The sequence below is a fragment of the Vibrio sp. SCSIO 43140 genome (assembly GCF_023716585.1).
Lineage (GTDB): Bacteria > Pseudomonadota > Gammaproteobacteria > Enterobacterales > Vibrionaceae > Vibrio > Vibrio maritimus_B.
Window position 1 is genome coordinate 2,946,258 of the sequence record NZ_CP071850.1, and the last position, 19,962, is coordinate 2,966,219.

The 19,962-nt window shown below is 45.5% G+C and carries 20 protein-coding genes; 6 read left to right on the forward strand and 14 right to left on the reverse strand.

Annotated elements, in window-relative coordinates:
- The 11 genes from J4N45_RS14110 to pilW form a co-directional block, all read right to left on the reverse strand.
- Positions 1 to 390, reverse strand: a complete 390-nt coding sequence (locus J4N45_RS14110) for a helix-turn-helix domain-containing protein (protein ID WP_252012028.1) — start codon at positions 388 to 390, stop codon at positions 1 to 3.
- A gap of 11 nt (positions 391 to 401) precedes the next feature.
- Positions 402 to 1,220 carry an SDR family oxidoreductase gene (locus J4N45_RS14115; protein ID WP_252012030.1) on the reverse strand — a complete coding sequence of 273 codons (819 nt, stop codon included), beginning with the start codon at positions 1,218 to 1,220 and terminating at the stop codon, positions 402 to 404.
- A 94-nt stretch (positions 1,221 to 1,314) separates the two neighbouring features.
- The gene (locus tag J4N45_RS14120; protein ID WP_252012032.1) at positions 1,315 to 2,004 is read right to left on the reverse strand and encodes a hypothetical protein; all 690 of its coding nucleotides are present in this window, start codon (positions 2,002 to 2,004) and stop codon (positions 1,315 to 1,317) included.
- A gap of 78 nt (positions 2,005 to 2,082) precedes the next feature.
- Positions 2,083 to 3,099: a hypothetical protein gene (locus J4N45_RS14125; protein ID WP_252012034.1), complete on the reverse strand. Its 1,017-nt coding sequence runs from the start codon at positions 3,097 to 3,099 to the stop codon at positions 2,083 to 2,085.
- Positions 3,100 to 3,112: 13 nt separating this feature from the next.
- Complete coding sequence (locus J4N45_RS14130; protein WP_252012036.1) at positions 3,113 to 4,714, reverse strand: aldehyde dehydrogenase family protein; 1,602 nt, start codon at positions 4,712 to 4,714, stop codon at positions 3,113 to 3,115.
- Between the two features lie 121 nt (positions 4,715 to 4,835).
- Complete coding sequence (locus J4N45_RS14135; protein ID WP_252012038.1) at positions 4,836 to 5,834, reverse strand: AraC family transcriptional regulator; 999 nt, start codon at positions 5,832 to 5,834, stop codon at positions 4,836 to 4,838.
- Positions 5,835 to 5,995: 161 nt separating this feature from the next.
- Positions 5,996 to 6,808, reverse strand: a complete 813-nt coding sequence (gene phnE / locus J4N45_RS14140; RefSeq protein WP_252012040.1) for a phosphonate ABC transporter, permease protein PhnE — start codon at positions 6,806 to 6,808, stop codon at positions 5,996 to 5,998.
- Positions 6,808 to 7,605, reverse strand: coding sequence for a phosphonate ABC transporter, permease protein PhnE (gene phnE, locus J4N45_RS14145; RefSeq protein ID WP_252012042.1), 798 nt, complete (start codon positions 7,603 to 7,605; stop codon positions 6,808 to 6,810). The genes phnE (J4N45_RS14140) and phnE (J4N45_RS14145) overlap by 1 nt, the downstream gene beginning before the upstream one ends.
- Positions 7,602 to 8,414, reverse strand: a complete 813-nt coding sequence (gene phnC, locus J4N45_RS14150; RefSeq protein ID WP_252012044.1) for a phosphonate ABC transporter ATP-binding protein — start codon at positions 8,412 to 8,414, stop codon at positions 7,602 to 7,604. Before phnC ends, phnE (J4N45_RS14145) begins: the two co-directional genes overlap by 4 nt.
- A 91-nt stretch (positions 8,415 to 8,505) precedes the next feature.
- Entirely contained in the window at positions 8,506 to 9,444 is a 939-nt protein-coding gene (gene phnD / locus J4N45_RS14155; protein ID WP_252012046.1) for a phosphate/phosphite/phosphonate ABC transporter substrate-binding protein, read from the reverse strand.
- A 177-nt stretch (positions 9,445 to 9,621) separates the two neighbouring features.
- A complete protein-coding gene (gene pilW / locus J4N45_RS14160) occupies positions 9,622 to 10,398 on the reverse strand; it encodes a type IV pilus biogenesis/stability protein PilW (RefSeq protein WP_252012048.1) in 777 nt (258 codons plus the stop codon).
- Between the two features lie 227 nt (positions 10,399 to 10,625).
- Between pilW and J4N45_RS14165 the strand changes: the two genes are divergently transcribed.
- From J4N45_RS14165 to J4N45_RS14175, 3 genes are all read left to right on the forward strand, one after another.
- Positions 10,626 to 12,293 carry an AMP-binding protein gene (locus tag J4N45_RS14165; RefSeq protein ID WP_252012050.1) on the forward strand — a complete coding sequence of 556 codons (1,668 nt, stop codon included), beginning with the start codon at positions 10,626 to 10,628 and terminating at the stop codon, positions 12,291 to 12,293.
- A gap of 97 nt (positions 12,294 to 12,390) precedes the next feature.
- Positions 12,391 to 12,642, forward strand: coding sequence for a DUF3081 domain-containing protein (locus J4N45_RS14170; RefSeq protein WP_252012052.1), 252 nt, complete (start codon positions 12,391 to 12,393; stop codon positions 12,640 to 12,642).
- Positions 12,643 to 12,969: 327 nt separating this feature from the next.
- Positions 12,970 to 15,291 (forward strand): hypothetical protein, encoded by a 2,322-nt coding sequence (locus tag J4N45_RS14175; RefSeq protein WP_252012054.1) that lies wholly within the window; start codon positions 12,970 to 12,972, stop codon positions 15,289 to 15,291.
- Positions 15,292 to 15,370: 79 nt separating this feature from the next.
- On the opposite strand, the gene metA is transcribed toward J4N45_RS14175, so the two are convergent.
- The gene (gene metA / locus J4N45_RS14180; RefSeq protein WP_252012057.1) at positions 15,371 to 16,312 is read right to left on the reverse strand and encodes a homoserine O-acetyltransferase MetA; all 942 of its coding nucleotides are present in this window, start codon (positions 16,310 to 16,312) and stop codon (positions 15,371 to 15,373) included.
- A gap of 184 nt (positions 16,313 to 16,496) precedes the next feature.
- Here metA and J4N45_RS14185 point away from each other — a divergent pair, with 184 nt between their 5' ends.
- Genes J4N45_RS14185 through J4N45_RS14195 form a run of 3 tightly spaced genes read left to right on the forward strand, consistent with a single transcriptional unit; the run spans position 16,497 to position 17,667 of the window.
- Positions 16,497 to 16,865, forward strand: coding sequence for an ATP-binding protein (locus tag J4N45_RS14185; protein WP_252012059.1), 369 nt, complete (start codon positions 16,497 to 16,499; stop codon positions 16,863 to 16,865).
- 32 nt (positions 16,866 to 16,897) lie between these two features.
- On the forward strand, positions 16,898 to 17,335 hold the full coding sequence (locus tag J4N45_RS14190) for a DUF3859 domain-containing protein (RefSeq protein ID WP_252012061.1): 438 nt from the start codon (positions 16,898 to 16,900) through the stop codon (positions 17,333 to 17,335).
- Positions 17,314 to 17,667 carry a ribosome recycling factor family protein gene (locus J4N45_RS14195; RefSeq protein ID WP_286036887.1) on the forward strand — a complete coding sequence of 118 codons (354 nt, stop codon included), beginning with the start codon at positions 17,314 to 17,316 and terminating at the stop codon, positions 17,665 to 17,667. The genes J4N45_RS14190 and J4N45_RS14195 overlap by 22 nt, the downstream gene beginning before the upstream one ends.
- A 66-nt stretch (positions 17,668 to 17,733) precedes the next feature.
- Here the strand turns inward: J4N45_RS14195 and J4N45_RS14200 are convergent, their stop codons facing one another.
- Together J4N45_RS14200 and J4N45_RS14205 are read right to left on the reverse strand one after the other, a co-directional pair.
- Complete coding sequence (locus J4N45_RS14200; RefSeq protein ID WP_234495759.1) at positions 17,734 to 18,840, reverse strand: M20/M25/M40 family metallo-hydrolase; 1,107 nt, start codon at positions 18,838 to 18,840, stop codon at positions 17,734 to 17,736.
- A 118-nt stretch (positions 18,841 to 18,958) separates the two neighbouring features.
- Complete coding sequence (locus tag J4N45_RS14205) at positions 18,959 to 19,885, reverse strand: DMT family transporter (protein WP_252012063.1); 927 nt, start codon at positions 19,883 to 19,885, stop codon at positions 18,959 to 18,961.
- Positions 19,886 to 19,962 lie beyond the last annotated feature (77 nt).

Consider the following 19,962-nt stretch of genomic DNA (forward strand, 5'->3'; position numbering starts at 1 on the left):
TTAATTGATAGACTTGCGATACTCTACCGGCGTCATTCCCGTCTTGGCTTTAAATAGCTTCGACAGGTGCTGTGGGTATTCAAAACCAAGTCCATAAGCAATTTGACTGACTTGTTCGTTGGTGCTTAGCAGGGCATTCTTGATGCGTTCAATGACGTGATCTTGGATGTATTGCTGAGCATTCCTACCTGTTGCATTCTTAATCATATCGCTCAAGTAGTTACTTGACATACACATCGATTCACTGAGGTACTTCACGGAAGGCAACCCTTTTTCAACCGCTGTCTCAGAGTCGAAATAGTCACGCAGAATATTATCAACTCTCTCCATCAGGTCGAGGTTGTGATTTTGACGAACTTTCAGTGGGTAACCCTTACCAGCGTTACCCACTTTGGCTAAAACTAGCTTAAGCCTAATTGAGCCTTGATTCCTCCAATAAATGTCTCATCGTCAAGGCTTTTTCTGTTCGTTAATAGCTCTTCAGCATCGGTGCCCGCTCGGTAGCGCAGAGTATTTGTGCCATCTGTCGCTGCGGTATAAATTACGTCAGCAACCACTTCTGGCTCCGAACCTGGGAACTCAGAAGCTGACCAAGCCCCAAATAAACTCTGGACCACGGCTTGGTACTCTCCCATACTCTCGTCGTTGGTGAAATCAAATGATCGTCCACCAAAGTCGGTGTTGATCATACCAGGTTCGACGATCTTGGTTTTGACACCAATTGCCTCGAGCTCGTAGTGCATTGCTTCTGAAATACCCTCAACAGCGAATTTGGTGCCGTGATATAGCGCGCCAAGCGGGAAAGTCATCTGGCCACCAATTGAAGAAATATTCACTACGGTACCGCTATGCTGCTGTCTAAAGTGAGGCAGTATGGCTTTCGTTACTTCGAGCAAACCAATCACGTTGGTATCGAATTGACGGCGGATCTTCTCCATTGAGAATGCCTCTAGTGGACCATAGGCACCGTAACCAGCATTGTTTAAGAGCACATCTATTGAACCAAATTTCGCCAAAGCTAAGCTAACCGCGGACTGAATAGATTCTGGGTCGGTCACGTCTAGGCGAGTCACCAATACATTCTCAAGTGCTCTCAACTCTGTATCTTTTTCTGGCGTTCGCATTGTTGCGACCACGTTCCAGCCTTCAGCTTGGAAACGTTTAGCGGTTGATTTACCGATACCTGTTGAAGCGCCTGTGATAAGAATAGTTTTTGACATAGTGGCTTTCCTTTTGGTTGTGCTTTGTTGGAGTACTTGCTTTACATCATAGTGCGATCAGCCTGTTGGTCAGACATCATATCGCGCCAACTCTCTAGCGAATCACGCCTAATTTCCCAATTTTTTGGTCTTTGAGAAGATTGCGGTATACCTCGACCATCTGTTGATTGTGCGTCATAAAAGGTTGATATAGCTGGGCGGTGCGAAAAACGATACGCGCGCGGTCCCCTTTTTGACAGGGCATATTTGCAAGCATTGTCGGTGAGTGGCTTGTTGGCATATATAGGTAGGGGCTAGTTACAAGCTCTAATTCTGTATGTTGACTAGTTGCACAGCAGACAAGTTGTACGATTGACCTAATATAGTAATGTGTAAGCAGAGCCTTAAGGGGGAGAGGTTTGTTTTTAAGCACAATTGACTCTGTAATTGTCACGCTCGTAAGTATTTTGCCCTCGGAAATAGAGAGGGAGAATGGTGTCGCTGAAGGGAAAATAGACAGCAACAAAGAGAGGGCATGGATGCCATTCGGTTGATAGACGGCAGCAGTCAGTGGAAAGCCCACACGCTCTAGTTTGAATTCTCGGAAAACAGACAAAGATTCAGAACGAATTTGTTGGAGTAAAGCCGTCCAAAACTGGAAATACTCATCAATTGTGGTGGTGGCTTTGACATTGGAAAACCAATCGTTCGGGAGCTGAGCACTAGAGAGAAAGTGAACCGGTTCGATTCCTAGATCAGCCAGTAATAATTGCCATCCTAGCTGCTTAGGTAAAGTATTGTTCACAGTCACTTACTCCGTACGCAGCGAACGAAAAGTAGGGAGCGATGTTGATGCTCCCCCGAAGTCTCATTATCGAAACGCCTATTTGAAAGGATTGTTATTAAAGCCATAATGGTTGTAGATAATCTGCTGCGTCGTTATATCAGTCGAACCTACTCCGACGTTGTACAGTTTGGTCAGATGAGCGTATTTCTCTGAGTTTGAAACGGTACGTGAGGTTTCAAACCATGCTGTACCGGTCTCTATGAAACTCGCTCCTAGTGCCTCTAATAGCACCGTTTCCCCAAGTGTCGTTCTCACTATAATCTTTGAGTTCATCGACATCGACCCATCCGGCATAACTCGTAAAAAGTTTCTGCCCGTGATGACGCCATTGATTGAGCCAGCAACTGGACCGCTAAAGTACCCGTTGAGGCGAAGCCCTTCTTCAGGTATTTCGTGTTGACCACCGAAAACAGCCTGTATGTTTGCACCGAATGCTTCGATGCCATTGAGGTTACCTTGACCAGCGTAAATAAGCGTAGTGTCCGTGGCATCTTTTAAAGACTCGAGTGTAAACGGGAAATCTTTGTAATTTACCAAAGGCGCATCTGGATCGAAGAACGCATTGCCGCCTAGATAGAGAGAGCGACCATTGCCAAACGGATTCGAATCGCAGCGAATGATTTCTAGCTGAGAGCTACCTTTCGCAAAGTCGGTTTTACCTTGAGCGAAAAGGTGTAAATGATTCAGTGACAGGGCGAGCGAGTCATGTTGGCGAAGGGCTATTTGATAATGCGATGTCCCATCGGCATCAATCAATCCGAGCATTTTTATCGAGACAGGCGCATGCCCGTCGACATTCAAAATACCGTGAATATTAGCTGAGTATCCGTTTTCTTGTTTTTGATAAAACTCTGTACAAACGATCTCACCAGTCACTTCTCCTTTGAATGTGCCGGTTGACTCCGTTATGAATTGTTGTCCAGTGGACATGTTTCCATTACAGAGATCTTCAACGCTCAGCCCCAAGCCATCAATGGCAGCAAAGACACGACTTGATGTTGCGAACAGTTGGCCTGAAAGATTTGCGAATACAGTTTTCTTGTCATTAACCATGGCTATCTCCCTTTTATTTCTGCGTTTTACAACTGCTATCAAGAATCATCTGCCCTGCAAGCTTCATAAACTGTCCCCATGTTTGGTGAACTGAGAACTTAGAGGCGTTAATCAGTAGGTGCTCAAACTGTTTCTTGTTGGTTAGCGCAAAGGTGTCAGCGTTGAAGTCGTCGATGATCACCGACTTAATCACGTTATCAAAGTTAAGCGCGTTACCGAAGTTACCTACGCCAGAGACGAGCTCTTCCGTTGTTTCACCGCAGCCTCCCCAGGTGAGGTACGCGTTTAGCCAAATGTTTGGGGCGACATTGTTCACCGCTATCCCGCCATAGTTGAGTTGATGGACCGCATCATCAATGGTATTTCGGTGGGTATCTAGTGTGTGATTATCTACCAAGATCATGCAGCCAAGTGAACCTAGTAGTTTGTCATTACAGAACTCAACTGCGCTCGATAAAAAGTCTTCGGCATTGGCTTCCGTATCAAGGGGGATTTCACTAAGCACTTGGCAGAATGCCTCATTGCTGATGGCAAAGTCATCGGCTTTAATGTTGGGGATGAATACAAAGTCGCCGAATGGATTTACGCCACTTTCTGGTTTGAGAACTTCAGCGGTCGGTTGCTGTTCGATAAACATTGCTTTAGTGCGGTCGGAACCAGGGTAGTAGGTAGTGGTGGCGAACGTCTCTGCCTCGATTGCTTTTCGTAAAGCATCAAGAAATTGGTCGCGTTGATTCCAGTTTTTTGACGTAATGATGGTTTGTGGTCGACCACAAACAGCACCGCCATTTAGCTTGCTAACTGACGCAATCTGAACTGCCCACTTGTTAAGTTCTTTATCCGTCCAAGCTTTCTCTCCGGGGACGATAATGCATGGGTTATTGCCCCCACACTCTGAGACTAGAGGTGCGCGGGCCTCACTTTGAATCGCCTTTGCAACGTTGGTCGAGCCAGTAAAGTAGATGGAGTGAAGACCTTCGAGCGAAGCCATCTCTTTACCTTGAGAGCTATCGATGAATGCTAGCGCTTTGCGCGTAATTAGTGGTTCAAATATCAATTCCCATACTTTGTCAGTGGCTTCGTTTAGTTGATGTGGTTTGTGAATGACGGCTTTATTCTCAAGAAACAGCGCCATTGCCATCTCGATGGATGAGCTATAGTTCCCTGCACCGGAAACTGCGATGATACCAGAAGGTTTATCAAGCGGGTTAGTCTGTTTAGGCATGCCTCTGACGTGCAAGTACCCCTTCATTTTCCCAGCAAGGAGCTTGTCCTTTTTATGCTGAGGATACACCTCGACAGCGTAGACATTGTCATCAATCGGGCGTGAGCTTAGCGCAGAGGGCATTTCGTTATTAACAAGAGATTCATACAGATGACGAATACCCAATAACGTATTACCCATAGCATTGACGGTGGTTCCAACGCCTTCACTAAAAGAAACAGCGCCTTCTGCAGTAAGCTGGCACTTCATATCGGCGTCAGCTTTACCAAGCTCATCGGTATACTTTAGGAGGTTGTTTTGGACTTCTTCTATAATTGATAGGCGTTCAATTGCGGAGGTTTCTGACCAAGATTGAGGATTCAAAGATTCAAGGGCATGTTTGGCTTGCATCATAGGTTCCTTTTATTTGAGGGTACCTAATTACTGTACAAGGCTAATCCATATGTCTCCCATCAAATCACGCCAACTTATATGCCAAACACGTCACTTTTGTCGTCGCCTCTGTTTTCGGTTATTGAGAGTGAGATAGACGGTACTGGCTGGGTGTCGTTCCACACCAAGTGACAAACGCTCTAGAGAAAGAATTATTGTCTTGATAGCCCAATAAAAACGCGACTTCTATAAGGGGAGCTTCCGTATTCCCCAAGTAATGCATGGCGAGCTCTTTGCGTGTTTGTTGGAGTATTTCTTGAAAGCTGCTTTCCTCTGCTTTGAGTTTACGCTGCAGCGTACGGGTACTCATAGCGAGCTGGTCCGCAACGCAATCTATGGTAGCAGTGCTATCGGGTAATAACGTAGCAATGACTTGTTTCACTTTATCTAAAGTAGAGTCCGTTCCGAGATGAGCCCGCAGAGACTCCTCTAGCGTTTTTTCTAATGTTTCCCAAACAAGGTTGTTTTCTGTCAGTAGTGGAGTAGTGAGATCATTGGACGAAAGAACAAACTCGTTGGCGCCTCCTACACCGATCGCGCAACCGAGAAACTGCTCAAGGTCTGTGTAGCTATCATGCCTTTCAGCGACATTTACCTGAAGAGGGATAATGTGTTTTCTTGTGGCCACTCTAGCCAATTGAATCAGTAACGCTATCTCCGTGACGCCTAGGCTTTTGGGAATTTCACTTTGTTGACCATGCGGAATTACCGTGTAACGAACCCCTTCCGGGGTCGGTTCGATACCGAGCTGAATAGGCCCAATCAAGGGCTTGTAGCGCTGCATGCGAAGAAAAGCTTGTTCCATATTACAGCTAAACAGGCAACCTAATAAAGCAGGGCTCAGGCTTTCGAATGTGACTGACTCAGCAATCTTAATTGAGAATGTGTTGATGCCAACGTCTTGTTCTACCGCGCGCCATAAAGCGTAGAAGGTGTAGCCATCAATATCTTGGTTACTGGAATTATAGTCATCGGGTTCGATATTAGCTTTCCGCATAGCGGCCTTGTAGTCGCAGCCCATATCGCTTATTAGGAGCTTCCAGCCTGGGTTGAATGGGTAGCGTTGCGCTAATGACATGTGTTCTCCATGGTGTTTTGCTAGGATTCTTCCTTTTTAATAGTAGTAAATTGTTTAAGTATTTGAGGCGTTGGAAGTTATTTAGTAGGCGGCGCTATGCGATTTAGGCATACGCAGACTCTCCCGTTGTCATGTTAAGTCTGCGCATGTATTAGAGGGTTTTAGATCAAAGCATGGCGAGCACGAGCCGAAATCCATTCCGAAATGACAACGGTTGCTAAAATTGAGCAAAATATTACCGTCACCTGAGGCCAGGCCAGAATTGACATCGACTCTTGTAGTTTAAGGCCTATCCCTCCGGCACCAACGAGACCTAATACTGTTGACTCACGGATGTTGATGTCCCAGCGGAACAGGCTTGTGCCAATAAAGTTAGGTAAGATTTGTGGCAACACTCCATAGCTAAGTACTTGTAGCTCAGATGCTCCTGTCGCTCGAATAGCCGCCACTTGGGTTTCGTTCACCTCTTCGATTGACTCATACACAAGCTTTGAGACAAACCCGATAGAGCGAAGCGCAATAGCGATAATACCAGCAAGCAGTCCTGGCCCCATGATCGTGACGAGTAACAACGCCCAAATTAGAGAGTTGATTGAGCGGCTTGAGGCGATGATCAGTAATGCAATTGGGCGAGCAAAGGCTGCGCTCGGCGTTGTATTACGAGCTGCCAAGAAAGCAATAGGGAACGCTATGGCGACACCCAGTGCTGTTCCGAGGGTCGCAATGTTGATCGTGTCCCAGAGCGGTCCCCAAAGCTGGTCTAGGTAACTCCAACGAGGCGGCCACATTCTAGACGATATGTCAGCTACTTGGTTTGGCGCATCGACCACAAAAAACCACAAGGTTTCTTCGTTCATGATCTGCCAACAATAGACAGTTAATGCGACAAATAATAACCACAAAGTAAAGTGTTGAAGTGACTCTTGCTGAGAGTATCGGCGCCAACGTGTTTGGCTGTGCGAGAGCGTGCTCATTAACGGATTCTCTTTCTGATTTGTGTTGAAATAAATTCTGCGGCCATGACAATACCAATGATGATCATGAGGATAGCCGCCGCTGCGCCATATTCATAACGATCCATTGCGGTGTTGAGTGTAGCGCCAATGCCACCCGCACCGACTATGCCTATGACCGCGGACTCACGAAAGTTAATATCGAAACGGTACAGACACAAACCTGCGATCCTAGGCATTACTTGTGGTTGAACAGCGTAGTTGACTTGCTGCAGCCACGAAGCCCCTGAGGCTTTCATCGCGGTAAGTGGTGCTGGGTCGAGTGCTTCGATCTCATCAGCAAAAAGCTTGGCCAAGAAGCCGATAGTCGCAAAAGTCAGGGTGACAAAGCCTGCAAAGGTACCAAAGCCAAACAGCGCGACACACAAGATGGCGATGATGATTTCTTGAAGACTGCGAGCTATCGCGATAAAGCTTCGACAAAAAAGGTACACGGGTTTTGGTGCTAAGTTTTTCGCAGCACCTAATCCAAAGGGGATAGCTAACACGATACCAACAACTGTTGAGGTCATGGTCATTGTTAAGCTTTCTATTAACCCTTGAGAAATGTTGTCCCACCGCCCGGTAAAGTCAGGTGATAGAAAGGCTTTAACGAAGTTAAGACCTCGCTCTGAACCCTCATAAATTCGTGTCCAGTTGACCTCAACAGATTGAAGAGCGAGATAAAGATATATAGCGACGGCAATCCAAATTCCATTCCTTACCCAAGCATTCTGAATGAGGGGCGGTTTTTTCCAAGTTGAAGCGTAGGCGGTCATACAGCTATCCCTAATTCAAGTTCAGGCTCAGCGGTTTCCGCATCATCTTGATTGGGTGTATTCCAGTCTTCTTCACCATAGATTTTGGTTAAGGCAGTTTCGTCGAGTTCTTCTGGTGTTCCGTCAAACACAACTTCACCAGCGTTTAGACCTACGACACGATCAACAAACTGCTTTGCCAAATTAACATCATGAATATTGATGATGGCGGGTAATTGATGCTCACGACATATGTTGGTAATCAGGCGCATGATTTGACGTGCCGTTTTAGGGTCGAGGGCGGCTGTGGGTTCATCGATCAATAGTAGTGAAGGTTGTTGTGCGAGTGCGCGAGCAATCCCGACACGTTGACGTTGTCCACCTGACAGGGCATCGGCGCGTTTATCTGCGTGGGCAAGCAGTCCTACACGATCCAATAGTGCAAAAGCATTACGAATATCTGTCTCTGGGTACTTACGCAAAAAACTGCGCCAAAATGGGACATAACCTAATCGCCCGGAAAGCACATTTTCCATTACCGTGAGCCGTTCAATAAGCGCATACTCCTGAAAAATCATACCGATTTGACGGCGTGCTTGTTTCAATTGACTCTTTGACAGCTTGGTGAGATCGGTTCCCTCAAAGTTGACTTCCCCAGAAGTTGGCTCGGTCAATCTGTTAATACAGCGGATTAACGTGGATTTACCAGCGCCCGAAGGACCAATAAGTCCGACGACTTCTCCAGCTTGTATAGACAAGCTCACATCGGTAAGGGCTCTATCAGAATTAGAGTAGTGCTTTGTTAAGCCATTGAGTGTCAGTGTAGGCATGATTTACCTCAGAAATAGAATTACTTCGACTAGAGAAGGTGTCGCTGAGAAACAACAACACCTTAATTTGTATTGATGGAGGAGTGAGACGTTAGCTACAGGTATAAGAAACGTTATTTGCTGTATCGATGGTGCGGATTACTTCCCAATGCTCTTGGTAAGTAATTGGAATGAACTGAGCTTCACCATTGCGTTCGAATTCTTCCTGCAACTTAGTACCATCCCAATCGAAGCTAAAGAATGCTTCTTTGATCTTGTCTTGCAGTTCTGGGTGTAAGTTGTGAGCGACACCGTAAGCCGTAGTAGGGAAGGTTTGAGATTTATAGATCGAGGTTACAGCATCCTCTTTAACCACTTCGCGAGAAAGCATGCGGTTCAATACTGAGTTGGCTACCGCAGCTGCGTCATAGTCTTTGTGTGCAACGCCTAGAACTGAGTTGTCATGCGCTCCAGAGAAAGCTGGAGTAAAGTCTGTTTCAGGTTTTAGGCCGTATTCTGCTTCCAAAATCGTAGAAGGTGCCTTGAAGCCGGAATTGGATGTTTGTGACGTAAACGCAAGCTGCTTGCCTTTTAGGTCTTCTACACTACTAATACCGGACTCTGGATGCGTGATGATTTCCATCTCATAACCAAATGAACCGTCTTCTGCCGCCATAATCGTAAATGGACTAAAGCCTGCGCAGTTTACAGCGAGAGGGGTAGAGCCGGTATTGAAGCCAGCAATGTGGAGGCGACCTGAACGCATTGCTTCAATTTGAGCCGCGTTGTTTTGCACTGGGAAGAAGCGAACTCGTTTGCCCGTTGTGTCTTCCATATGCGCGAGGAACTCACTCCACACATCAGCGTAGACAGCTGGATCTTCTACAGGTGTGTAGGCAAAAATCAACGTAGAAGGGTCATTCCATTCCGACTCATTGACCGGCGTGTCAGCCACTAGATTGCCTGTACGATCTTCGTAACGTGCATCCATCGCGACGGTGTTGAAGGAAAGAACCAGAGCGGCTGCAACCGCAGATTTCATTAGTTTCATCTTGATACTCAATTGAATTTGCTAAAAAACTTGCGATAAAACTAATTGAGTTATGTGACAGATCGGCAGCATCAATATGACGGGAATAAGTCAGGATGTAACAAAATGCATAAATTGCACCTTTTTTATATGGCAAATTCTAGACTACTTGGTTTGAATTTCTGACTTAAGTTTGTTTTATAGTTTAATTGTCTTTATAGCTTGTTCAGTGGTTTTATCGAACAGTAAGTGTCGGTACTTTTCAACCATTACCTCATTTCCGGTTTCTTGCTCTAAATTTATGAGCAGCCTTAAGCTAGGTGTCTGATAACCATATTTTTTATGAAACTTCATAAGTCGAAGTCTTGCTTGGTGATACTCCTTGTTCTGGATTTCTAGAGCGGCTAACTGAAGAGTGGCCTTTGGTAAAAGCGGAGCATGCTCTACAGACTTGTTAAAGTAGTATCGCGCCTTGTCTTTCTTGTTGCTTTTGAGCGCACACAAGCCAGCATTTTCGTAGCTCTGAGCGATCTGATAATAATTTGGTTGTGAGATTGCTTTTAGAAAGTACCTATCCGCACGTTCAAATTGTTCTTGCTTGCAAAGGTAAGTTCCGTAGTTGTGATAGACATTACCGTTGTTCGGGGCAACTTTGAGTGCAGCTCTGTATCTTGATTCTGCCATTTTGTACTCCCCAACAACTTCGTAATAATGTGCCATTGAAAGTTGGCTACGATAGTAGTTTGGCGCAAACTCGAGTGCTTTTTCAAAGTCCTGTTTGGCGCGGCTGAATTGGCCTCTTTGAATGTAGGCTAAACCGAGTTCGATGCGCGTTTCGGCAGCGGCAATGGGGTCGACTTTGGTTTCAGCAGAATCAGTGACGGTGACGCAGCCTCCTATTAGAAAGGAGATTGCTACCATGGTGAGTTGGGTTCGTAAGTTTGCAGAACGGTGGTCTTTGGTGCGAGGAGTCATTTACTATCCGCTGTATTTTTGTCGATCGTCCGCTTATCTTAAAATGCGGTTTAAAGTGATTGGGAGTTGGCATGCGTTAGTGCGAGTGATTGCACATTCAAACACATGTTGTGACAAAACTTTGTATAGAAAACAAGCGAATGGGTTGGAATGGTGACGCTAGTAATAGAGTCATTGCTCCAACTTGGATAAAGTAGACCAGTCCAACAACTAAGGTATCAAACTTGATGAGCAACGCAGACAAACCCTGGCTACAAACCTACCCAAATGATGTACCGGCAACCGTAGATGTTGACCAGTATGACAACATCAACGATATGTTTAAAAAGCCCTTTGAACAGTTCGCTGATAATACGGCGTTTGTGAACATGGGTCATTCGCTAACCTATCGTGAACTTAACGAGAAAAGTGAGGCGTTTGCTGCGTACTTGCAAACTGAGCTGCATGCCAAAAAAGGTGATCGCATCGCCCTAATGATGCCGAACTTACTGCAGTATCCAATTGCTATTTTAGGAGCGCTTAAAGCAGGTTTGGTGGTTGTGAATGTTAATCCACTTTATACTCCTCGTGAGCTTGAGCATCAGCTTAGAGACTCTGGCGCAACCATTATTGTCGCCGTGACCAACTTTGGTAATAGCCTCCAGCAGGTTATCGATAAGACAAGCCTCAAGCACGTCATCTTAACCAGCATTGGTGATGCTTTAGCGCCTCACAAACGTACCTTGGTGAATTTTGTTGTGAAGTACGTAAAAAAGATGGTGCCGAAGTATAGCCTTCCAGGCGCTATCTCGATGCGTCGTGCTCTGACCGATGGCAAGAGAATGACGTTTGCCGAGCCAACAATCGCAAACGATGATCTTGCTTACCTTCAATACACGGGAGGTACAACAGGTCTAGCGAAAGGTGCGATGCTGACTCACCGCAATGTCATTGCCAACGTATTACAGGTATTTGGTCACTTTGGCCCTCGTACAGCGAAAGATAAAGAGCGTGCTGTTACACCACTTCCTCTGTACCACATCTTTGCAAACTCAGTGAGTATGATGCTGATGATGTACATGGGTGGCAGTAACTTGTTGATTACGAATCCACGCGATCTGAACAGTTTTATTAATGACTTAAGCAAATACCCATTCACCATGATCTTTGGTCTCAATACCTTGTTTGCTGCGTTAAACAAGAACGAGAAATTTAAAGCACTCGACTTCTCTCATGCTGAATTCACCATCGCTGGTGGCATGGCAACTCAGCAGCACGTTGCCGACGAATGGCAAGAGATCACAGGCATGCCAATCATTGAAGGTTATGGGTTGACGGAGTGTTCGCCAGTGGTGGCGGGTGGCGTTCATACCCAGCAAAAATATGTGCCAGCGGTCGGTGTGCCTTTACCTAGTACTGAACTGCGTATCGTCGATGAAAGCGGCACGCAACTAGGTGTTGGTGAGGTCGGCGAGATTCAGATCCGCGGACCTCAAGTGATGAAAGGGTACTGGAAGCAAGACGCGGAGACGAATGCAATTCTCACTGCAGATGGTTGGCTCTATTCAGGCGATATCGGCCGTATGGACGAGGACGGCATCTTCTATATTGAAGATCGCAAGAAAGACATGATTCTTGTCTCTGGCTTCAATGTCTTCCCAAGTGAAGTTGAAGAAGTTGCGACGCTACATCCAAAAATTATCGAGGCAGCTGCAGTTGGCGTGCCAGATGACATAGCAGGTGAGCGAGTTAAACTGTTTGTCGTGGCTAATGGCGCGGTTACTGCAGATGACGTAAAACAACACTGCCGTAAGCATCTAACAGGCTATAAGAGACCGACGATAATTGAGTTTAGAGACGAACTGCCGAAAACTAACGTCGGTAAGATCCTCAGAAGAGAGCTTCGTGACCAGTAACGCGCTTTGATGCGTATCTACTAGCGAACATAAACTGGCGCAAATCGCCCACCTAAGCCACACTTTATGTGTGGCTTTTCGTTAGTAGGAGACTGCGATGAAAAACGAACTTGATCCCAACAAAGTTCTCAAGGCTTACGACACCATTATGTCTAATGGCACCGCAACAGAACTGGGAAAAATCTATGAAGGGGTAGAAGCCTATTCGGACTATGATGGTTACAACGTCTACATGCGAGGTAATGGCGTTGAGCTTTCTATAGGCTTCCACAACACCTATCATCTGGAGTATGACCAAGAGCACCTGCGTGATAGCTTCTTACGCAAGGTAGCGAGGTTAGCGAAATAATACGTAGCTGTATCTTTTCGCTTTTATGGAGCAACAGATTAAGTTGCTCCACAGACATTTTCGTTTTCTGTTTCTCCTCCCAGTGCGACCAAAACGTTATCATTTCCATAGAACTTATTTGTTAATAACTTGTTAATTATACTAGAAAAATCTTGCTATTAGAGCGCTGGTAATGAGCTACTCCTTCCAATTTACCCCTACAATTAGTGCTCTAGCTCTATATTCCTTACATTTATTATGGTTTTTATCTCGAGTGACTGGCAACTGACAATTCAGACACTAATCTTCGAAATGAGAATGTATCAAAATGTAACAAGGAAGGGAGTTATGAATTTTACAAGAACGTTACTTGCAATCACTATTTCCTCTGTTTTATTCGCTTGCGGCGGCAGTGATGATGGTGGCAGTACACCAGCAGATCCTTCGGTACAAAGTGTGTCTGTTACGGGGAAGGTAATTGATGGTTATATTCAAGGTGCAATTGTTTATCTTGATCTAAACATGAACAGCCAATTGGATGAGGGAGAGCCTACGGCGACCTCTGATGATACGGGAAGCTATTCTATAGAAGTGTTGGAATCTCTTTTAGCTCAAGCGAAATTAGCACCCATTAGAGCGTACCTCGGTGAGGGGGCAGTTGACCTTGATACGGGAGAAGAGTTCAAAGACTCACCCGTTATCTTATCCTCCCCGCCGGTAATGGACTTAGCAGTGGGCACTTCACCTCCACCTATGGCGGTTACTCCCTTTACCACCGATCTTACTAATCGCATCGAGGAAACGCTTGAAGAAGCACAAGCAGGTAAAGCGGATGTAACTCAGCTATCAGTCGTGGTTGATGCGGCTAAGCAAGAGCTAGCGAGTGAGTATGGCATTGAAGATACCGATGTTTTGATGGGGGATTTCCTTGATGATGCTAACGTACCTACGGAGGTGGTAACCAAGCTAAAAGACGTGGCAGTCAAGCGTGTCGATGAGATGCAAAATGACTATCAGCGTCAGAAAGAAGCCGATGAAGAAGCCAAAGATGGTGAGACGGTAAAAACTGGTTCTAGCCGTGAGAGCTTTGTTGAATGGCACACCGGGGAACTTTTGCATCTTCTTACCGAGTGGAAGGAAGTGATAACAGAACACGAGGATGGCTCGAAGACAATTGTAGAATCTGGCACACGTTACTTCTGCGATAGTGACTATGTCGTGAAAGTGGATGGTTCAAATAATCCTATTGCCTATGAAGTATACGAAGTTACTAAGTACTATGACGGAGACGGCGGTTTCAATTCACTTGCAAAGTTCAATATCGATAAAAATGGGGATGGTGACGCAAGGTTCTATGGTCAGTCATATAGAATTGGTTCCGTATCAGAAGATAAACTCACAAAGCGGTTTGTTGAATACTTTGATGAAGGTAATCCAAGCGATGATGACTCTTCTTATCCGTCGTTCGGCAGAACCTATGATGGTATCGATCTAGTTGCTGCTGTTAAAAATGGCGACATGAGTGCAGTTGATATGGTTCAGAAGAAGGAGACGTCGCAAGAGTTTAGTGATAATGGCGATATAGTCGAACTCTATCAGTTTATGGAATATGACAGTGCTACTTTCGAATCAATCGAAACGTCCGTTCCAAACTATGCAGAAAGACGCACCACGACTATGAACTCTACGAGCACGACTCACCTTGTAGAGAAGGATTGGGATGCGGATGGTAGTATCAATGAAGTCAACAAGCAAGTAAGTTATAGCTCAGGTAAAACAGTCGATACTAACGCTTACCCGGTATGGGCGTGGCGGGGTGATGATGTTTGGGAAGAATACGCCGACTATCGTTATGGTTGGAACGACGAGCGAACTAACTATTGGTATGAGCAAGAAGTCACAACAGAAATGGTAGAGGGTGTGAAGGTCGAAACGACGGTCGGTAAACGCTATGTACTAGACGAAACGACTAATACGGCCGGAACTGATAAAGTCTTGTTCCACGAGTATGTTGCTACTTACGAGTATGTTAGCGATGAGCTAACAATAGAGTCTACAGAATGGAAGCATCATGCGCTTGATAATTACAGCTTTACTGTAGATCAAGATGACATCGGTCAGAAAGTGACGTACTGGCAACTTGATGCGCCTAAGTTTGGTCTATGGGTTGGTCATGAGTTCGCAGAGTGGGGTACTATAGATGTAGCTGACCTCGCTGATAAGATCGCGAGCGTATTGGAAAGCGGTGTTGCTATTGAGGACATCGATGATATTCACATCGCAGGTCTGAGTTCCTACAATGGTGAGCTATTCACTGAGAGCTTTATTTACGACGAAGACGATAAAGCACGCACTTGGTACAACGTGTACTCGGAAAATGCGCTGGATGATAACCCTACGTGGGAAATGGAAACCATGACATTAACCGTCGAGGATACAGGGTTGGTATTCCTTGCTGCTCCAGGGGCGTTGTTTGCGCTGACTCCTGACAACGGGGATATGATTTGCTTTGGCGATTATTGTACCGACACCGTCACTATGCCGCTGGCTGAGTTTGATGCGGCAACAGGTAGCTTTAAAACGTACTTCGGATGGCGTGAGAATGAACCGAATTACTTCTTCCAAACCGAGGCAGAAGCAAAAGCCAAATTTGATGAACTCACCAAATAATTAATGCGTTATTTCAGTAAAACAAAGCCCCTCGCTAATGAGGGGCTTTTTACACTAGAAAGCTTATTGCTAACGAAGGTTACTCTTCAGTCGTAAACGCATCTTCACTAAAGTGGTCAAGATCGTAAGGTGTTTGTTGGTAAACACAGTAGTTTAGCCAGTTAACAAACAATAAGTGACCGTGACTACGCCAGCTCGCATTCGGCTTGTTGTCTGGATTGTTGTTTGGGTAGTAGTTAATTGGAATGGCTGGCTCCATACCTTCACCCAAATCTCTAACGTATTCGTTGTGTAGCGTATGAGAATCGTACTCAGGGTGACCTGTTACGAATACATTTCGTTTGTCCTTTGTTGCCGCGAGGTACACGCCGGCGACATCCGAGGTCGCTAGAATATCGAGATCCGTATGTGACTCTAGATACTCTGGTGAGAAGTCAGCGTATCGAGAATGCGGTGCTAAGAAGGTGTCATCAAAACCGCGCAGGATCGGGTGGTGCGGGTCATGAATTTCATGGTGATACACACCTGACAGCTTCTCTTTGCGAGTGCGTTTTGGAAGATCGAATAAGAGCTTTAAGCCCGCTTGTGCCGCCCAACACACATAAAGCGTTGAGGTCACATGCTTGCTTGCCCAGTTCATGATGGTTTGTAGGTGATCCCAATAGATCACATCTTCAAACTGAACCAAGCCAAGTGGCGCACCTGTGATGATGAGTCCATCAAAGTTACGGTTTTTAATAGTTTCAAACTGGCGGTAGAAAGTATCAAGGTGCTCAGTTGGCGTGTTCTTACTTGGTCTATCGTCGATACGAAGCAGTTCGACATCAACCTGAAGTGGGCTGTTTGAAAGCAGTCTTAAAAACTGGGTTTCCGTTTCAATTTTCTTTGGCATCAAATTGAGAATCAATACCTTAAGCGGACGGATTTCCTGAGTCGAGGCGCGAGACTCTGACATCACAAAGATGTTCTCTTCACGCAGGACATTAGAGGCAGGTAGTTGATCGGGAATCTTAATTGGCACAGCTTTCTCCCTAAGCTCTGTTTGGTCTTCTGGACGTCTATACTTCTAAAGTTAACGCAAACGTTTTTGCTTGTCGATAGTTAATTTTAGCTCAGGTGTAATCGGTTTAATGCAATACGTCATGACGTCCATGGGTGAGACAGGGTACAATCAAGCTACTATCAATATTTTGCGGTGAACTTGTTTGAAACTCACGTTAATTCGCGGTCTTCCTGGTTCTGGAAAGAGTACCTTGGCGAAAACCCTCGACGCGCTGCACTTCGAAGCTGATATGTATTTTATCAATGAAAAAGGTGAATATTGTTACGACGGGGACAAGATTGGCGAAGCACATGAATGGTGTCAGCAGCAGGTTGAGAAGGCACTGGCGGCTAACCAAGACGTGGTCGTTGCCAACACCTTTGTTCGCTTGTGGGAAATGAAGGCATATAAAAATTTAGCCACACGCTATAAGGCCGACTTGGACATCATCGTTTGTCACCAGCGTTACCCGAACGTACATGGTGTGAGTGACAGCGTCATCGCCAAGATGCAAAAACGTTGGCAAGACTAACTTTATTCACTTTAATACAGAAAAATCTAATTATGGCAAAACGCTCTCCAGTCATCGAAATGACGTCGTATGGTATCTATTCTACATGGGATTCTGGATCAAAAGATCTTCCTAAAATACAAGACTTTACAACCATAGTGCCAGCGGATGAACATATTGAGTTTGGTTTCATCGTCAACATCAAAAAGGCCAAAGGAGAAAAGGTGCGCTATTGCATCTATCATCCGGGTGTTCTTAGCAAAAAAGGACAGGTCCTTGCTCCATTTGACGGTGAAGAGCACGTAGGCAGCAATGATTGGGATTTCTACCTAGGCGATACGATTCAGTTGCTTCATCCTGTTGACGGATTGGAAAGTAACCTCGGTGAGTGGCATATGGTCATTGAGATGCAAGGCAAAGTGATTGCAGAGAAAAAATTCAAAGTGACGGCAAGAGATGAAGGTCAGTTTTGGAAAAATCGCGGTTTCTAATCACAATTCGCCTTAATAGCTTTGTTCACCGCGTTGAAGACAAATCGACGGTTTTGGCGTGTGCTGCGGATAGTGGTTGCATGCTAAAACGTATACGTCGCTCTCGCAATTGGACGTTGACCGGAGAAGCTACCCAGCTTACGAAGTTTGCGCTTGAGGCTAACGTTGGGTGGATATCCGTTGCGGTTGATAAAGCCCTTGATGGCTATAAATCACCGATTCAAGAAGTGCTGGAGAAAGACCCAGAAATAACCGTTGCGGATCTGATGTTCCAGTCTGGTTGCACACTTGCCGAAGCGCGCGCTGCAATCGATGAGTTTGAGGACTTATAAAAAAACCGCGTTGCTCTTACTATTTAAAAGTACAACGCGGTTTTGAGCTTTCTACTGCTTTGGCAATTACGCAGTCACGTAAGAAATCACAAAGTCAGTGATCTTAACCATGTCTTCTACTGCGATAAACTCTTCAGTTGTGTGAACTTTCGACATACCAGTAGATAGGTTAACTGTTGTTAGCCCTTTCTCGTTGAAGTTGTTCGCATCGCTACCACCGCCAGTGTGTTTGGTGTTTGCTTCAATACCGTTAGCCGCAAATACTTCTTTGATCTTCAGTACATGCGCGTCATCTTCTGCAATCACGAATGCGTCATAGGCACGTGTTGATTCGATTTCAACTTCTGCGCCGAACTTCTCTGCCGATGCCTGGAATGTCTCTACCATGTGGTTGACTTGAGCTGTTAGCTTGTCGCTGTTAAGAGAGCGTGCTTCTGCAACTACCGTTAGCTCTGGCATAACGATGTTTGTCGCTTGACCACCGTTCACAGAGCCGATGTTTGCTGTTGTTTGCTCATCGATTCGCAGTAGCTTCATGTTCGCGATAGCATCTGCTGCAACCATAGCTGCGCTGATACCTTCTTCTGGTGCTAGACCCGCGTGAGCTGGGCGGCCTTTGATCTTAGCTACAATCTTTTGCTGACCAGGAGCGCCTGTTACGATAGTGCCGATTGGACCGCCTGTATCGAGTACGATTGCGTTCTTAGACTGAATGTAAGACATGTCGAAGTACTCAGAGCCGAATAGACCGCCTTCTTCATGCACAGTGAACGCAACTTCAATTGTTTTGTGCTCACGGTTTTGCTCTTGTAGGCAGCGCACAGCTTCCATGACAGCTGCGATACCTGATTTGTCGTCGCCACCAAGAATGGTGTCACCTTTTGAACGAATAATACCGTCTTCAATAATTGGCTCGATACCGATGCCTGGCGTTACTGTGTCCATGTGAGCACTGAATACGATGCTGCCTTCTTGTTTACCTTCAAGACGACCGTATACGTTAAAGCCATTTGTGTACTGCTCAGGTACAGGTAGTTTACTTACTACGAAACCTAGCTCACCAAGTTGCTCAGCAATCGCTTCTGCGACGGCTTTTTCATTGCCAGATTCGCTATCGATTTTTACGAGGTCACAAAAATGGTTTACTAGGCGTTCTGTATTTACTTGAGTCATTGGATCACTTCACGTTAGTGGAACAGGGGAAGACCACTTTACACGCTAGTTGGAGACCAAAGACCTGAGATAAATCAAAGAAAGGTCCGCAATTTAGAGAATATGACTGTCTTTTAACCTAGTTTTGTTTGGAAAATTTGTAACAGGCTGCAATAGTGGTGCATATGACGATAAAACATCCAATCCACTGAAATAAAGACATCGTCTCTTGAAGAAATACTGTCGCAAATAACAGGCCGAACAAAGGTTCTGTTCCCATTAACAAAGAGGCTTGGCTCGCCGGCAGGTGCTTCACGGCATAGTTCTGGATAAAAAACGCCATGAGCGTACAGCAAAGCGCGAGATAGAGAAGGCTGATCCATCCGCGCGTATCAAGACTTCCAAGCACGCTGATCATTGAAGGTGAATTTTTATCGAGTAATACAAGCCCTAGGCTCATTAATGTGACCGTGGCAAGCTGAACTAAGGTAATCAACTCAACATGGAAGGTAGTGCTCGTAAACGCTTTTCTACAGGCAACAACCATTACGCCCCTCAGAAAGGCTGCGACTAGCACCAAGCCTACCCCCAAGTCTAAGCGAAGCGCGACTTGGTGTGGTTCTGCTATCAGTATCATTCCGGTCACACCGACAATGCAAAGTAGAAAAATCCCTTTAGGCAACTGAACCTTAAGCCAGAGTTTCTCTAGGATTGGTGTAAACAGTACACACAAGCTTATGAGAACGGCCACTTGCCCAGCTTGAGCCAGTTTGACCGCCCAGGTTTCAGTAACAAAGATGCAGCTTAGAATCAGTCCCGTTGAGACGCCTACCTGTAAATACTGCTTTTGGTTAGCTATAAAGTGGCTTATTTGTCCCTTATTAATAGCGATAGTGAATAAAATTAAGCAGCTAATCAAAAACCGAAGAAACAGGAGCTGTGGCACAGATACATGGCTAAGTATTTGTTTTGAAACTCCATAACTGGTTCCCCAAACGATGGCGACCGCAAGAAGCCCTAAAATAGCCCAGTGAAATGAGACCTTGTTAACGAAATTCCTTTCCATTTAGCTGTTACCTAAAAGTTAATTATTAGTGTTGGTCTACCTATGCTAACTTATGAATATGGATGTGATAATACTCC

Bases quoted from the DNA above. Each gene is read 5' to 3' on its own strand.
- J4N45_RS14115 (WP_252012030.1), bottom strand. From the start codon at position 1,220: ATGTCAAAAACTATTCTTATCACAGGCGCTTCAACAGGTATCGGTAAA.
- J4N45_RS14125 (WP_252012034.1), bottom strand. From the start codon at position 3,099: ATGGTTAATGACAAGAAAACTGTATTCGCAAATCTTTCAGGCCAACTG.
- J4N45_RS14130 (WP_252012036.1), bottom strand. From the start codon at position 4,714: ATGCAAGCCAAACATGCCCTTGAATCTTTGAATCCTCAATCTTGGTCA.
- J4N45_RS14135 (WP_252012038.1), bottom strand. From the start codon at position 5,834: ATGTCATTAGCGCAACGCTACCCATTCAACCCAGGCTGGAAGCTCCTA.
- phnE (WP_252012040.1), bottom strand. From the start codon at position 6,808: ATGAGCACGCTCTCGCACAGCCAAACACGTTGGCGCCGATACTCTCAG.
- phnE (WP_252012042.1), bottom strand. From the start codon at position 7,605: ATGACCGCCTACGCTTCAACTTGGAAAAAACCGCCCCTCATTCAGAAT.
- phnC (WP_252012044.1), bottom strand. From the start codon at position 8,414: ATGCCTACACTGACACTCAATGGCTTAACAAAGCACTACTCTAATTCT.
- phnD (WP_252012046.1), bottom strand. From the start codon at position 9,444: ATGAAACTAATGAAATCTGCGGTTGCAGCCGCTCTGGTTCTTTCCTTC.
- pilW (WP_252012048.1), bottom strand. From the start codon at position 10,398: ATGACTCCTCGCACCAAAGACCACCGTTCTGCAAACTTACGAACCCAA.
- J4N45_RS14165 (WP_252012050.1), top strand. From the start codon at position 10,626: ATGAGCAACGCAGACAAACCCTGGCTACAAACCTACCCAAATGATGTA.
- J4N45_RS14170 (WP_252012052.1), top strand. From the start codon at position 12,391: ATGAAAAACGAACTTGATCCCAACAAAGTTCTCAAGGCTTACGACACC.
- J4N45_RS14175 (WP_252012054.1), top strand. From the start codon at position 12,970: ATGAATTTTACAAGAACGTTACTTGCAATCACTATTTCCTCTGTTTTA.
- J4N45_RS14190 (WP_252012061.1), top strand. From the start codon at position 16,898: ATGGCAAAACGCTCTCCAGTCATCGAAATGACGTCGTATGGTATCTAT.
- J4N45_RS14200 (WP_234495759.1), bottom strand. From the start codon at position 18,840: ATGACTCAAGTAAATACAGAACGCCTAGTAAACCATTTTTGTGACCTC.
- J4N45_RS14205 (WP_252012063.1), bottom strand. From the start codon at position 19,885: ATGGAAAGGAATTTCGTTAACAAGGTCTCATTTCACTGGGCTATTTTA.